This is a genomic window from Tabrizicola sp., from assembly GCF_016793705.1.
GTDB lineage: Bacteria > Pseudomonadota > Alphaproteobacteria > Rhodobacterales > Rhodobacteraceae > Tabrizicola.
The window spans coordinates 1-13110 of the sequence record NZ_JAEULO010000051.1 but is presented as its reverse complement, the minus strand read 5'-3'; the positions used below and the strand labels follow the sequence as shown (position 1 = coordinate 13110).

Sequence of the window (13110 nt, the reverse complement as noted above, 5' to 3'; positions counted from 1 at the left end):
AGCAATCAACGGAGTCCGAACCACCCGGCCGTGCAGTCGGCGCGGACTTGCGCGGCATCGTCCAGTCCGAACCAGCGTGGCCGCCCCGGATCAATCCCCTGCGGGTCACGCGCCACGATTTCGAGGTAGAGCTTTGGCCCCAGCAACAGGCGGAGATTGTGTGTGCCCATGTAGGAATGCTGTGTGCCGAAGGGCACGTCGAGCCCGAGACACTCTCTGACATGCGCGACCCCCTCGGCAAGATCGGGAGCGACGACCGTCAGGTGGTCCAGCCGTGGCATCAGCCCTTGCAGGGCCAGGCCGCCGTGGCCGCCGGGATCGCGGGATGGCGCAACAGCGCACCGGGCGCCAAGCCAAGCTTTTCCGCGAGGCCCGCGTTGATCTCCAGCACGAACTGGACGCCCTCGCCGCCGTCGATCGGGGTCAGGTCGCCGGGCACGGCACCGGCATGGACACGGGTCACGGTGCCGGTGGCGTCGGCGAACACCATGTCCAGCGGGATCAGCGTGTTCTTCATCCAGAATTGCGGGCGCCGGGGGGCGTCATAGACGAAGAGCATCCCCGAAGCCGCGGCGAGCTCGGGACGGAACATCAGGCCCTGGGCCCGTTCCTCGGCGTCGTCGGCGACGTCGACGGCAAAGCTTTCCTGTCCGCCATCCCAGCGCAGGTCGAGCCGGGCCGACGTGCAGGCGGCGTCGGCCCAAGCCGGGCCGGGCAGGGCGAGAAGCGCAAGACAGACGAGCGCGCGGCTCATGACTTGTCCCTGGAGGCGGCTTCCCAGGAGATGACCTGGACAGCCATCCGCCCGCGGCGGCCCTCGATGATGCGCAAGGCCACCGCCTCGCCGGCCGAGAGATCGGCAAAGCCCGAGACGCGCAGCACCTCGGCATGGACGAAGACATCCTCCGGGCGACCGAAGACATTGGCAAAGCCGAAGCCCTTGCCCTTGTCGAACCACTTCATCCGTGCCGGCTCCAGTGGCAAGGCAAGGATATCGGCGCTGACCATCTGGGCCGCGTCTTCCCCGAAGGGCAGGACCACGCCTTCCGGCGGGTCTATGCGCAGGACCTCGACGGCCTGAACGCCACGTTGCGTGCGCTGGACGCGGACTTCGATGCCTGCGCCATCTGCTACAGACCCCTGCCCGAAGTTCCGAAGAACGTTCGCGTGCAAGAGAATATCTGCATCCGATTGGTCTGAAACGATGAAACCGAACCCCTTTGCAGGATCAAACCACTTAACGCGACCATGCACGACTTGCATGACCTCTTCTTCTTCCATTCGTAGAGCCTTCTCCCCAGAATTAGCCCTTAGGGCGGACAGATGCGGGGAAAATCGGCCCATGATCAAGGCCTATTCATCAGTCTGCCAACAGATAATCGGTAAGGTCCCGGAAACCTAGGGATTCAGGCGTTCGATGCTCCAGCCTGCCGTTACGTCAGTGCGGGACCAGCGGAAGCGATCATGCAACCTGAAGGCACCGTCTGCCCAAAATTCGATCTCGAGCGGGTGGATGCGCAAGCCGCCCCAGAAGGGCGGGCGGGCGGGATTCGGTCCCTTGGTGAGGGCGACCTTCGCAGCCTCGGCCATGAGCGCCTCACGCGAGGAAAGGGGCTGCGACTGGTGGCTGGCCCAGGCGCCGAGGCGGGACTTCAGGCTGCGGCTGGCGAAATAGGCGTCGGCCTGGGGCCCATCCTCGCGGGTGACGGTGCCGCGCACGCGGATCTGGCGGCGCAGGCTTTTCCAGTGCATGACGAAGGCGGCCTTGCCGGAAGCTGCGATCTCCTGCCCCTTGGTCGAGCCGTAGTTGGTGTAGAAGACGAAGGCATCGGCCTCGATCTCCTTCAAGAGCACCATGCGGACATTGGGCATCCCGTCCCGGTCGACCGTGGCCAGGGCGATGGCGTTCGGATCGTTCGGCTCCTGCGCCTCGGCCTCGGTCAGCCAGGCGCGGGCGATGGCGAAGGGATCGCTGCCCGCGAAAATGCCCGAACGGTCCATGCGCTGTCCCTTCCTTTGCGTTAAGGACCTGCCTTGAAGGCTGGCCCCGCATCGCCTACACGTCGAAGCAACGAAAAGTGGGCGAGGGGTCAGGAATGTCAACCGGACTTATGCAGGGCAAGCGCGGCCTGATCATGGGGCTTGCGAACGACAAGTCCATTGCCTGGGGGATCGCGCAGGCGGTCGCGGCGCAGGGGGCGGAGCTTGCGTTTTCCTATCAGGGCGAGGCCCTGAAGAAACGGGTGGAGCCCCTGGCGGAAAGCCTGGGCCAGCCGCATCTCTACGAATGCGACGTGGCCAGCGACGAGAGCATCGACGCGCTCTTCGCAGCGCTCAGGGCGGAATGGGGGCAGCTGGACTTCCTGGTCCATGCCATCGGCTTCGCCGACAAGAACGAGCTGCGGGGCCGTTATGTCGATACCTCGCGCGCGGGGTTTGCGCTGGCGATGGACATCTCGGTCTATTCCTTCACGGCGGTCTGCCAGAGGGCTGCGGCGATGATGGGGCCGGGGGGCAGCCTCCTGACGCTGACCTACTACGGTGCCGAGAAGGTCATGCCGCATTACAACGTGATGGGCGTGGCGAAGGCGGGGCTGGAAGCTTCGGTCAAGTATCTGGCCGAGGACCTGGGCAAGGACGGCATCCGGGTCAATGCGATCAGCGCCGGGCCCATCAAGACGCTGGCCGCCTCGGGCATCGGCGATTTCCGCTACATCATGAAGTGGAACGAACTGAACTCTCCCTTGCGGAGGAACGTGACGCAGGAAGAGGTCGGCAAGGCCGCGCTTTACCTTTTGTCCGACCTTGGCTCGGGCACCACGGGCGAGAACCTGCATGTAGACGCAGGCTATCATGCGGTGGGCATGAAGGCGATCGAGGCGCCGGACATCGACCTTCTGCAAGGCAGGAAGGAGGGCGGCCAGTGAGCCGCCGTCCGGCATGAGCCTCGCGGCCTTCCTGGCCTTTGCCGGGCTTGTCCTGTTTGCCGTGGTCTCGCCCGGCCCTGCGGTCCTCATGTCCGCCCGCACCGGGTTGACCGAGGGCTTCCGCACCGGAGTCATGCTGGCCTTCGGTATCGCATCCGGTGCCGTCTTCTGGGCCTTGGCGGCGATGTTCGGGCTGCACCTGATCTTCGACGCCGCGCCCTCGCTGCTCTGGGCGCTGAAGATCGGCGGCGCGGCCTATCTGATGTGGATGGCCTGGCACCTCTGGCGTGACGCGAAAAAGCCTTTCGTCGCGGAAGACAGCCGTCCGGTGCCGCGTTCGCCCTTCATGGCCTTCCGGCTGGGGCTCTGGACCAACCTCGCGAACCCGAAGGCGGTGGTGATGTATTCCTCGATCTTCCTCGGCACCATCAGCCCCGGCACGCCCACCTGGGTGCTGGCCTGCCTGATCCTGCTGATCCTGATCATGGAGACCGCCTGGAACAGCCTTGTCGCCCGCATCTTCTCGATGGAGCGCACGCGGGCGGCCTATATCAGCCTGAAATCCGTGATCGACCGCTGCTTCGGGGCCGCGCTGGCCCTTTTGGGCGTCAAGATCGTTGCCACCTGAAGGAGGGACCCATGTCCGCCGACCGCCTGCCGCATGAAAAGGGATTTCACGTCAGCTGGGACCAGATCCACCGCGACGCCCGGGCGCTCGCCTGGCGGCTGGACGGCAAGGGGCCGGGCGAGGGGGGGACCTGGAAGGCGGTTGTCGGCATCACCCGGGGCGGGCTGGTTCCGGCGATGATCGTCAGCCGCGAGCTGGACATCCGGGTTGTCGATTCCATCAGCGTCAAATCCTACCATTCGGGCGGTGGCAAGGCCGACCAGCGCCGCGAGGCGCAGGTGATCAAGGCCCCGAATGCCGAGGTAATGGGCGATGGCGCGGGCGTCCTGATCGTCGACGACCTGGTCGACAGCGGCAAGACCCTGGAACTGATCCGCAGCCTTTACCCCAAGGCGCATTTCGCCTGTGTCTACGCCAAGCCCGAAGGCGAGAAGCAGGCCGATACCTATATCACCAGCGTCAGCCAGGACACCTGGATCTTCTTCCCCTGGGACATGGCGCTGCAATACGTCCAGCCGATGCGCGGGGCGGATTGATCAGTCGTGCAGGTGACGTTCGGTGTCCTGCGCCGAATGCAGGATGCGGATGACCTCCAGCCGGTCGGGCAGGTCGCGATACCAGATGACGTGCGAGCCGCAGGTGCGTTTGATCAGGCCGGATCGCACCGTGGATGGTCGGCCTTTCCGTAAGCCCGATGCGAGGGCCTCGATCTCGGCGACGAGGGTCCCATGATAGCGGTCGGCCTGAGCCTGCGACCAGCTCTTGAGGGTGTAGCGCCAGATCTCCACAAGGTCGCTCCTGGCGCGGGGAGACAGACGGTAAGACTTAGCTGCCATGCTTGCCGGCATATTTTGTATGCATCTCAGCAAGAAACGCCTCGCTGTCGAACGGCTGCGGTTCGCCCGATTCCTCACCCTCGATCAGCGCGGCTTCCAGCGCCTTCACCTTGGCCTCATGCTCCTGCAACAGGCGCAGTCCTGCGCGCACGACTTCGCTGGCCGAGCCGTAGCGGCCCGACTTCACCTCGGTGTCGATGAAGGCGGTGAAGTGGTCGCCGAGCGAGACGGAGGTGTTGCGGGGCATGGCCGGGGTCCTTCTCATGGGTCGGGGTCAGATTATACCAATGGATACCAAATTTCAATACAACCGCCTGACGAGGGGGCTTGCAACTGCGCGCCATCCGGGGACACTTCGCGGGACCCGTCAAGGATGGACCGCATGACCCTGCCGCTGAACCCCGCCTTCGCCGCCACGGAACCGCCCCCGGTGATGGAGGCGCGGCGCTGGATCGAGGGGGTCACATTTCCCGCCGACCGCCCGCTGATCAATGTCAGCCAGGCCGCCCCGGTGGACAGCCCGCCCCTTGGCCTGCGGCAGGCCTTGGCGGAGGCGGCGCTGAACGACCCGAACGCGCATCTTTACGGCCCCGTCCTGGGCTTGCCGGCCCTGCGCGAGGAAATCGCGCGGCAGTGGTCGGCGACCTATGGCGGCACCGTCACCCCCGCGCAGGTGGCGATCACGCAAGGGTGCAACCAGGCCTTCTGCACGGTGATGGCGACGCTCGCCGGGCCGGGGGATGAGGTTATCCTGACGACGCCCTGGTACTTCAATCACAAGATGTGGCTCGACATGGCCTCGGTCACGACCGTGCCGCTGGAGACGGATGCGACGCTGATCCCCTCGGCAGAGGCGGCGGCGGGGCTGATCACCGGCCGGACGCGGGCCATCGTGCTGGTCAGCCCGAACAACCCCGGTGGCGTGGAATATCCGGCAGAGACGCTGGCGGCGTTCCGCGATCTTTGCCGCGCCCATGGCCTTGCCCTGATCGTGGACGAGACCTACCGCGATTTCGACAGCCGGACCGGCGCGCCGCATGACCTGTTCGCCGATCCCGGCTGGGCCGACACGCTGATCCAGCTTTACAGCTTCTCCAAGGCCTACCGGCTGACCGGGCACCGGGTGGGGGCTGTCGTCGCCAGCACGGCGCGGCTGGCCGAAGTTGAGAAGTTTCTCGATACCGTCGCGATCTGCCCCAGCCAGCTTGGCCAGATCGGCGCACTCTGGGGGATGCGGAACCTGCGGCAATGGGTGGCCGGAGAGCGAGACGAAATCCTTGTCCGCCGCCGCGCGATGGTCGAGGGGTTCAAATCCCTGCAAGGCTGGCGGCTTCTGGGCTGCGGCGCCTATTTCGCCTATGTCGAGCACCCGTTCGACATGGCCAGCGACGTGCTGTGCAAGCGGCTGGTGAGCGAGGCCTCGCTCCTCATGCTGCCGGGAACGATGTTCCAGCCCGAAGGGTCGGCTGCGGGCAAAAGACAGATCCGCATCGCCTTCGCCAATGTGGATGCCGAGGGCATTGCCGAGGTGATCCGGCGGCTGGCGGCCTTCCGGCCCTGACGAGAGCGTGAGGCGCGGCGACCGGGGGCGATCTTGATCTTGCCCCCCTGCCGGGTTCCCACTATTCACCTCACCCGGAACAACCCGAAGGCAGAGCCATGGCCAAGACCCCGACCGAAGACGGCAAGCGCCCGCGCGGCAAGGCGCAGGAGGCGGCGGTCTGGATCCTCATGTCGATGCTGATCCTGGGGCTTGGCGGTTTCGGCGTCACCAATTTCTCGGGTGGCGTGTCGAAGATCGGCTCGGTCGGCAGCACCGACATCACCACTGACGACTATGCCCTTGCGCTGCGGACCCGGTTCAACGCCATTTTGCAACAGAGCGGCCAGCAGGTCAGCATGCAGCAGGCGATTTCCGTCGGCCTTGACAAGCAGGTGCTGCAAAGCGTCATCAACCGCGCCGCGCTGGACAACGAGGCCGAACGCGCCGGGCTTTCGGTCGGCGACGAGGTCGTGGCGGCCGAGATCATGAAGATGGACAGCTTCAAGGGCACCTCCGGCGCCTTCGACCGCGAGGCCTATCGCTTCACGCTCAGCCGCAACCGCATGACAGAGGCCGAGTTCGAGACCAACCTGCGCCGGGACATCAGCCGCGAACTGTTGCAGGGCGCGGTGGGCGGCGGTTTCGCGGCGCCGAAGCCGATGACCGACACGCTTTACGCCTGGGTGGCGGAACGGCGGGGTTTCTCCATGCTGCGGCTGACCGAAGCGGACCTCACGACCCCGGTGGCCGAGCCGACCGATACCGACCTGAAGGCGCATTACGATGCCCATGTCGACCGTTTCACGAGGCCCGAGGCGAAGCGCATCACCTTTGCCTCGCTGCTGCCGGAGGCGATCGCCAAGGACCAGCCGGTCGACGAGGCGGCGCTGAAGAAGCTTTACGAAGACCGGATCGCAGAATTCGTCGTTCCCGAGCGGCGGATCGTCGAGCGGCTGGTCTTCCCTGACCAAGCGAGCGCCGAGGCGGCAAAGGCGAAGCTGGATGCCGGGACCACTTTCGAAGCGCTGGTGGCCGAGCGTGGGCTGACGCTGGATGCCATCGACCAGGGCGATGTGTCGAAAGCGGACCTCGGGGCTGCTGGCGAGGCGGTCTTCGCCACCGCGGAGGGCGGAGTGGCGGGGCCGGTGGAGTCCGACCTTGGTCCGGCGCTCTACCGGGTGAACGGGGTGTTGGCGGCAGAGGAAACCAGCTTCGAGGCCGCGCGCGAGACGCTGGCCGCCGAGATGCAAACCGATGCAGCGCGCCGGGCCATCGGCGACCGGGTCGAGGAGATCGACGATCTTCTCGCCGGGGGCGCGACGCTGGAGGACCTGTCGAAGGACGCAGGGCTTGCGCTTGCGACGCTGGACTATGTGCCCGGCCAGCAGGGCGACAGCACCATCGAGGGCTATCCCGCCTTCCGCAGCGCCGCCGAAGCGGTGCAGGACGGCGATTTCCCCGAAGCCATCGTGCTGGAGGACGGCGGCGTCGTCGCCCTTCGGCTGGACGAGATCGTCCCCGCCGCCCCGATCCCCTTCGACGAGGCGAAGGAGGCCGTGGCCGAGGACTGGCGCAAGGAGGCGGCCGCCAAGGCCCTGTCCGCCCGCGCCGCCGAGATCAAGACGGCACTGGAGGGCGGGGCAGGGATCGGCAGTTTCGGCATCGTCGACGTGACGCCGGAAACCGCGCGGTCGGGCTTCGTTGCCGATGCCCCGGACAGCCTGCTCAAGGACGTGTTCCGGATGGCCGAGGGCACGGTCCAGGTGATCGAGGCCGAGGGCTTCACCGCCGTGGTGCAACTGGACAATATCCTGCCCGCCGCCACCGACGGCGAGGATGCCGAGGCGCTGAAGGCTTCGCTGGAAGCGCAGGCGGGGCAGGCGATCTCGCAGGATGCCTTTGCCGCCTACACCGCCGCGCTGACCGCCGAGGCCGGGATCACGCTTGACCAGGCGGCGATCAACGCCGTGCACGCGAGCTTGCCCTGATGCAGCTTTCCCCCGGGTTTGCCGAATTCGAGGCCGGTTGGAACGCAGGCCGGAACCAGATCGTCTGGGCCCGGCTGGCGGCCGATCTCGACACGCCGGTCAGCCTGATGCTGAAGCTCGGGGATGCCCGGGCCGACACGTTCATGCTGGAATCGGTGACGGGCGGCGAGGTGCGGGGCCGCTATTCCATCGTCGGGATGAAGCCCGACCTCGTCTGGCAATGTCATGGCGAGAAAAGTCGGATCAACCGCGAGGCCCGCTTCGACCGGCAAAGCTTCACCGACTTGCACGGCCACCCGCTGCAGACCTTGCGCGATCTGCTGGCCGAATGCCGGATCGAGATGCCCCAAGACCTGCCGCCCGTATCGGCGGGGCTGTTCGGCTATCTCGGCTATGACATGATCCGGCTGGTCGAACGCCTGCCCGACGTGAACCCCGACCCCTTGGGCCTGCCCGATGCGGAACTGATCCGTCCCTCGGTCGTCGCCGTGCTGGACGGGGTGAAGGGCGAGGTGACGGTCGTGGCCCCGGCCTGGGTGGCGGGGGGCCTTTCGGCGCGGGCGGCCTATGCGCAGGCCGCGGAACGGGTGATGGACGCGCTGCGCGATCTCGACCGGGCGCCCTCGGCGGCGCGCGACCTGGGCGACAGCGCGCCGGTCGGTCCGGCGCAGTCGAACTTCACGCATGATGGCTACAAGGCAGCGGTGGAGAGGGCGAAGGAGTATATTCGTGCGGGCGACATCTTCCAGGTGGTGCCCAGCCAACGCTGGTCGCAGCGCTTCACCCTGCCGCCCTTCGCGCTCTACCGTTCGCTCCGGCGCACCAACCCCTCGCCCTTCATGTTCTTCTTCAACTTCGGCGGTTTCCAGGTGGTCGGCGCCAGCCCGGAAATCCTTGTCCGCCTGCGTGATGGCGAAGTCACTGTTCGCCCCATCGCCGGGACCCGCAAGCGCGGCGCCACGCCCGAGGAAGACCGCGCGCTGGAAGCGGATCTGCTCGCCGACCCGAAGGAACGCGCCGAGCACCTGATGCTTCTCGACCTGGGCCGCAACGACGTGGGCCGGGTGGCGAAGGTGGGCACGGTGCGCCCGACCGAGACATTCATCATCGAACGCTACAGCCACGTCATGCACATCGTCTCGAACGTGGTGGGCGAGATCGGCGAGGGTGAGGATGCCTTGTCGGCGCTGCTGGCAGGTTTGCCGGCGGGCACGGTTTCGGGTGCGCCCAAGGTTCGCGCGATGGAGATCATCGACGAGCTGGAGCCGGAAAAGCGTGGCATCTATGGCGGGGGCGTCGGCTATTTTGCCGCCAATGGCGAGATGGACTTCTGCATCGCGCTGCGCACGGCGGTGCTGAAGGACGAGACGCTGTATATCCAGGCCGGCGGGGGCGTGGTCTTCGACAGCGACCCTGAGGCCGAGTACCAGGAAACCGTCAACAAATCCAACGCGCTCCGCCGCGCGGCGGAAGATGCCGGGCGTTTTGCCGGGCGCGGGAACGGCTGACGCAGGTCTAAAATTCTTCCGGAAGAATTCTAGACCGGCCCTCCGGGTCTCAGTCCACCTTCAGCACCGCCGTCAGGGGCGCCAGCGCCACTGTCGCGGCCTTGCCCTCGACGGTCCATTCCAGAAGGGCCGCCACGGTCGACGGATCTGCGGTGCCGACCACGCTCACCCGGCCCGCCTGATCGGCCTTGAACACTGCGCGGTCGAGAAGGCGGCGCACGGCCACCTTGTCCCCGCCGCCCTGGTCGAGGTTGCGGAAGACCACGGCGGCTTCCAGATCGTCGCGCCGGGCGATCTGGTCGGCGGCGTTCAGCCCCTCGTCCCAGGTCAGGAGCCCGCGACCGTCGGCCTTGAGGATCGGTACCACCGCGCCCGCGAGGCTGCGGTTGTTCTGGAAGGCCGGATCGGCAAGGTCCATCACCGCCACTGCCTCGGGCAGGCCCTGTTCCATCGCCTGGAAGGCCACCTCGACATCCGAGGCCACTGCCCCCTTCGCGATCCCCGTGACCAGCATCACCACTTCCTTGCCCGCCGCGCGGTAGACCGCAGCGCGTTCGGGCGTGGCGGGGTCCAGCGGGTCGAGCGCGAAGCTGACCGGGAAGGGCAGGGCGGCCAGCCCCGCGCGGTCGAGGTCAGGGGTGCCAGGATCGACCAGCACGATGGCGAAGGCCGGCTTGGCGGAGGGATTCTCGAAGGTGGCGGCGAATTGCGCGATCGGGCGCGGGTCCTCCAGCGGCGTGGCGGCGGGGTCGGCGGCGGCATCGGCCTCCACCGGCTTGTCCCGCCCGATGATCACCCCCTCGCCCGAGCGGACGAGGCCAGGCGCGGGCTTGAACGAGGACCCGTTGCCCGGCGCCTCGGCGGTTGCCGCGCCATCGGGATCGGTTTCGGCGGTGCCGGGAAGCGCTGCGGGCTTGCTGCCTGGCATGACCGGAACCGCAGTGCCTGGTGACAGATTGGGTGTTTCCTCGGTGACCACCTCGGGCGCGGGGGTCGCAACGCCGGGCGCTTCTGCGGCGGCAGGGTCTTCGACCGGCGCTTCGGCCGCCGGAACCTCGGCTTCAGGCAGCTCCATCGGCAATGCTTCGTCGACCGGGGCTTCCGCTGCGGGGGCTTGCGCAGCCGGGGCTTCGGCTACTGCGGTGGTTGCCGGTGCCGCATCGGCCGTCGCCGCCTCGGTCTCCGAAGGCGTTGTCGCGCCGCCCTCGGCGGCAGGTTGGGCCGCCGGAGCGGGCTCGACTGCCGGGGCTTCCACCGGGGCGGGAGTCTCGGCGGCGGGCGCGGCTTCTGCCACAGTTTCCCCACTCGGCGCGGGTGCTGCCGGAGCCGGTTCCTCCGGTGCGGCTGCGCTGATGGGGGGCTGGGCAGGAGCAGACAGGTCGGGCGCAGCCTCGACCGAGGCAGCAGGTTCGGCGGGCGTTGGCTCAGCGGTTGCCGGTTCCGCAGGTTCAGGTTCGACCGCAGCGGTTTCCGTTGCGGATGCCGGACTCTCGGTCCCGGTAGCCGGGGCGGCGGCATCGGCCTCGGGCGCCGCCGGTTTCGACGGCTCGGCCTCGGTTTCCGGTCGGGCGACCTCGGCAGCCGGGGCTTCGGGCGCAGCAGCGGCGACATCGCCTTCCGAGGTCGCCTCGGGCGCAGGGGGGGCACTTTCCGCGACCGTCACGGCAGGCGCTTCCGCCGGGGCTTCGGCCTCGGCCAGTTCCACCACCGGCGCGGGTTCGGGAGCCTCGGCTGCCGCAACGTCGGCGGTGGCGTCCGCAGCCTCGGTCACATCGGTCTCGGCAGCGGGCTCGGGCGCGGCGGCGGTCGCCCCGGCCTCGGGCGTGGTGGCGACCGGCGCGGCGATCGGCGCTTCGGCCGCCGGAACATTGTCGTTTGCGGGACGCGTCGGGAACAAGAGCGAGCCGACCACCAGGCCACCCGTGACCACCAGGCCACCCGTGACCACGCCGAGTAGGAATTTGCCGACCACTGCCGCCTCCAGCTTTGCGCCACCTGGGCCAGTGCGGAGCCGGGCGCCTTGTCTGCCCCGGTCGGACCGCCCGCTTGCCCGGGGCCGTTCTTCTGCTGAGCGGCACTATAGCCGCAACTCGCGCCGCCTTCACGTTTTTTCTGCCCGCCGTCAACAAGTTGCCATTAGCGTGGCGCGCGGGCACTGGTCCGCCCGGTGACGCGGGGATTGCGGGGAAAGACTTGGAGGCGGGTACCGGAATCGAACCGGTCTTCACGGATTTACAAGAGAATGACATCATGAAATAACTAAGTAAGTCAATAACTTAAAAAACTTACGAGTTCAGGTGCACAGAAATGTGCACACCTTTTGGAAGCAGCCAGCGCCCATTTTGCGATTGCGTTGCATCAGAGACCGCTTGGCCACCATACTGGTGCCACATTGCCTTGGACGATGGCAAGTTGACAGTACTGGACGCTTCGAACGGGTGCCACACATGATCCTGAAACTTGCAGCTGCGCTCATGACCGCGCTGGCTATCTGCTTATCTGCACCTGCTCACGCGGACGCAAAGTCATCTGCCCCCCTCGCAGCGCAAGACGTGTCTGCATATGACGGAACCTATATACTCGAAGTGGGGCGGGTATGGCGCGACGTTTACTGGATCGACAAAGGAAACGAGCATTACGTACCAGGACGCGTTGACCCATTGGCGCGCGCCCTTGTTCGTGCGCAAGGCGGGCGCTTGGAGCTTGTCGAAGCTATTGAGTTCGAAAAGTCAGACGGACCCGTATTTCAAGGGTTCGTTGGAAGCTTCCTGGATGAGGGCGTTCTTAGGTTTTCGGCTGACGTCAACTACCTCGTGGGCAAGCCTGCACCGTATGCCCTTACGGTCGATTTTCCCCTCAGTGATGCGATCATTGCTGGCGAGAAGGCTCAGGTGGAGCCTGACGGCTTCGATGCTGCCTATAGGGCACACGTAACGCTTCAAAAGATAACTGGCGCTGCTACGCCACCAGCACTGCCTCAGGGTCAGGGCGGTGATGCTTTGGCGGAAAATGACGTTCTTCTGGAAACAGCTCCTTTGCTGCAGTTGCCGTTGGCTCAACTTGAAGCAGTCAAAAAAGCGCTCAGCTTGGTTCGCTGGAATGCTGAATCCCAACGCATGCAGGAGTGGCGGGAATGTCCACCTGACGCGCTCGCACCCCTGAGAGTTTTGGCTGTGTTTGTTCTGAAGAAGCCATCAGGCATGTCGCTTGCGGAGTGCTATGTCAGAGGCTCAAATATGACCCTGCATTACAGCGTTGGTCCAGTTTTTTCCTCCTTGGGCATTGATCTTCAGCAGCAACTGATTTCTGTCCATAGGAGCAGGCAAGGACAACCATTCCGTGCTTCGCAAACGCACAGCTGCGTGGATATCAAGGACGGCTCAGTCTTTCAGAGCGCACAGCATGAAGATGGCTATTTCACCTGTTTACCGCTTGACTCGGCTGGACGTTTGGCGCGAGCGGTTGGAGGGGAAAGTGAAGGAAGCGTTGGCATAGACAAGGGGCGGCTTGCGGCTGAACAGGCGGAGCGCGAGCGTCTAGCAACGGAGGAAGTGCAACTTCAAGACGATCCTTCTGTGGGAGATTCCGCTCCCGTCTCTCCGCTGAGTTCCGATCTTGATGCGATACTAGCGAACTGTCGAATGGACTACTGCTCGTGGGTCTCAGTCACGAAGCGTAGC

At 66.1% G+C, this 13110-nt stretch carries 14 protein-coding genes; 7 read left to right on the top strand and 7 right to left on the bottom strand.

The window, feature by feature from the left end; genetic code table 11:
• Positions 1 to 5: 5 nt before the first annotated feature.
• The 4 genes from JNJ68_RS13900 to pdxH all read right to left on the bottom strand — a co-directional run bounded on the left by JNJ68_RS13900 (position 6) and on the right by pdxH (position 2001).
• Positions 6 to 281: a VOC family protein gene (locus JNJ68_RS13900; protein WP_294982983.1), complete on the bottom strand. Its 276-nt coding sequence runs from the start codon at positions 279 to 281 to the stop codon at positions 6 to 8.
• The gene (locus JNJ68_RS13895) at positions 281 to 754 is read right to left on the bottom strand and encodes a DUF192 domain-containing protein (RefSeq protein ID WP_294982982.1); all 474 of its coding nucleotides are present in this window, start codon (positions 752 to 754) and stop codon (positions 281 to 283) included. The genes JNJ68_RS13900 and JNJ68_RS13895 overlap by 1 nt, the downstream gene beginning before the upstream one ends.
• The gene (locus JNJ68_RS13890; RefSeq protein WP_294982981.1) at positions 751 to 1281 is read right to left on the bottom strand and encodes a cold shock domain-containing protein; all 531 of its coding nucleotides are present in this window, start codon (positions 1279 to 1281) and stop codon (positions 751 to 753) included. Before JNJ68_RS13890 ends, JNJ68_RS13895 begins: the two co-directional genes overlap by 4 nt.
• Positions 1282 to 1398: 117 nt before the next feature.
• Positions 1399 to 2001 carry a pyridoxamine 5'-phosphate oxidase gene (pdxH, locus tag JNJ68_RS13885; RefSeq protein ID WP_294982980.1) on the bottom strand — a complete coding sequence of 201 codons (603 nt, stop codon included), beginning with the start codon at positions 1999 to 2001 and terminating at the stop codon, positions 1399 to 1401.
• A 95-nt stretch (positions 2002 to 2096) separates the two neighbouring features.
• Here pdxH and fabI point away from each other — a divergent pair, with 95 nt between their 5' ends.
• The 3 genes from fabI to gpt are packed head-to-tail and all read left to right on the top strand — an operon-like array spanning position 2097 to position 4091.
• Complete coding sequence (gene fabI / locus JNJ68_RS13880; protein WP_294982979.1) at positions 2097 to 2927, top strand: enoyl-ACP reductase FabI; 831 nt, start codon at positions 2097 to 2099, stop codon at positions 2925 to 2927.
• A 13-nt stretch (positions 2928 to 2940) separates the two neighbouring features.
• Positions 2941 to 3555, top strand: coding sequence for a LysE family transporter (locus tag JNJ68_RS13875; protein ID WP_294982978.1), 615 nt, complete (start codon positions 2941 to 2943; stop codon positions 3553 to 3555).
• 11 nt (positions 3556 to 3566) lie between these two features.
• Positions 3567 to 4091: a xanthine phosphoribosyltransferase gene (gpt, locus tag JNJ68_RS13870; RefSeq protein WP_294982977.1), complete on the top strand. Its 525-nt coding sequence runs from the start codon at positions 3567 to 3569 to the stop codon at positions 4089 to 4091.
• Here the strand turns inward: gpt and JNJ68_RS13865 are convergent, their stop codons facing one another.
• Together JNJ68_RS13865 and JNJ68_RS13860 are read right to left on the bottom strand one after the other, a co-directional pair.
• Entirely contained in the window at positions 4092 to 4391 is a 300-nt protein-coding gene (locus JNJ68_RS13865) for a type II toxin-antitoxin system RelE/ParE family toxin (RefSeq protein WP_294982976.1), read from the bottom strand.
• Complete coding sequence (locus tag JNJ68_RS13860; protein WP_294982975.1) at positions 4381 to 4638, bottom strand: type II toxin-antitoxin system ParD family antitoxin; 258 nt, start codon at positions 4636 to 4638, stop codon at positions 4381 to 4383. Before JNJ68_RS13860 ends, JNJ68_RS13865 begins: the two co-directional genes overlap by 11 nt.
• A 135-nt stretch (positions 4639 to 4773) precedes the next feature.
• On the opposite strand from JNJ68_RS13860, the gene JNJ68_RS13855 reads away from it, so the two are divergent.
• The 3 genes from JNJ68_RS13855 to trpE all read left to right on the top strand — a co-directional run bounded on the left by JNJ68_RS13855 (position 4774) and on the right by trpE (position 9430).
• A complete protein-coding gene (locus JNJ68_RS13855; protein ID WP_294982974.1) occupies positions 4774 to 5952 on the top strand; it encodes an aminotransferase in 1179 nt (392 codons plus the stop codon).
• 98 nt (positions 5953 to 6050) lie between these two features.
• On the top strand, positions 6051 to 7922 hold the full coding sequence (locus JNJ68_RS13850) for a peptidylprolyl isomerase (RefSeq protein ID WP_294982973.1): 1872 nt from the start codon (positions 6051 to 6053) through the stop codon (positions 7920 to 7922).
• A complete protein-coding gene (trpE, locus tag JNJ68_RS13845) occupies positions 7922 to 9430 on the top strand; it encodes an anthranilate synthase component I (protein ID WP_294982972.1) in 1509 nt (502 codons plus the stop codon). The genes JNJ68_RS13850 and trpE overlap by 1 nt, the downstream gene beginning before the upstream one ends.
• 49 nt (positions 9431 to 9479) lie before the next feature.
• Here the strand turns inward: trpE and JNJ68_RS13840 are convergent, their stop codons facing one another.
• Positions 9480 to 11402 carry a divergent polysaccharide deacetylase family protein gene (locus tag JNJ68_RS13840; protein WP_294982971.1) on the bottom strand — a complete coding sequence of 641 codons (1923 nt, stop codon included), beginning with the start codon at positions 11400 to 11402 and terminating at the stop codon, positions 9480 to 9482.
• Between the two features lie 475 nt (positions 11403 to 11877).
• Here JNJ68_RS13840 and JNJ68_RS13835 point away from each other — a divergent pair.
• Positions 11878 to 13110 (top strand): hypothetical protein (locus JNJ68_RS13835; RefSeq protein WP_294982970.1); only part of this gene is annotated, 1233 nt, incomplete at its 3' end.

Coding starts and splice junctions, on each gene's coding strand:
- JNJ68_RS13900 (WP_294982983.1), bottom strand. CDS start 281: ATGCCACGGCTGGACCACCTGACGGTCGTCGCTCCCGATCTTGCCGAG.
- JNJ68_RS13895 (WP_294982982.1), bottom strand. CDS start 754: ATGAGCCGCGCGCTCGTCTGTCTTGCGCTTCTCGCCCTGCCCGGCCCG.
- JNJ68_RS13850 (WP_294982973.1), top strand. CDS start 6,051: ATGGCCAAGACCCCGACCGAAGACGGCAAGCGCCCGCGCGGCAAGGCG.
- JNJ68_RS13865 (WP_294982976.1), bottom strand. CDS start 4,391: ATGGCAGCTAAGTCTTACCGTCTGTCTCCCCGCGCCAGGAGCGACCTT.
- gpt (WP_294982977.1), top strand. CDS start 3,567: ATGTCCGCCGACCGCCTGCCGCATGAAAAGGGATTTCACGTCAGCTGG.
- JNJ68_RS13890 (WP_294982981.1), bottom strand. CDS start 1,281: ATGGAAGAAGAAGAGGTCATGCAAGTCGTGCATGGTCGCGTTAAGTGG.
- fabI (WP_294982979.1), top strand. CDS start 2,097: ATGTCAACCGGACTTATGCAGGGCAAGCGCGGCCTGATCATGGGGCTT.
- JNJ68_RS13855 (WP_294982974.1), top strand. CDS start 4,774: ATGACCCTGCCGCTGAACCCCGCCTTCGCCGCCACGGAACCGCCCCCG.
- pdxH (WP_294982980.1), bottom strand. CDS start 2,001: ATGGACCGTTCGGGCATTTTCGCGGGCAGCGATCCCTTCGCCATCGCC.
- trpE (WP_294982972.1), top strand. CDS start 7,922: ATGCAGCTTTCCCCCGGGTTTGCCGAATTCGAGGCCGGTTGGAACGCA.
- JNJ68_RS13860 (WP_294982975.1), bottom strand. CDS start 4,638: ATGCCCCGCAACACCTCCGTCTCGCTCGGCGACCACTTCACCGCCTTC.
- JNJ68_RS13875 (WP_294982978.1), top strand. CDS start 2,941: ATGAGCCTCGCGGCCTTCCTGGCCTTTGCCGGGCTTGTCCTGTTTGCC.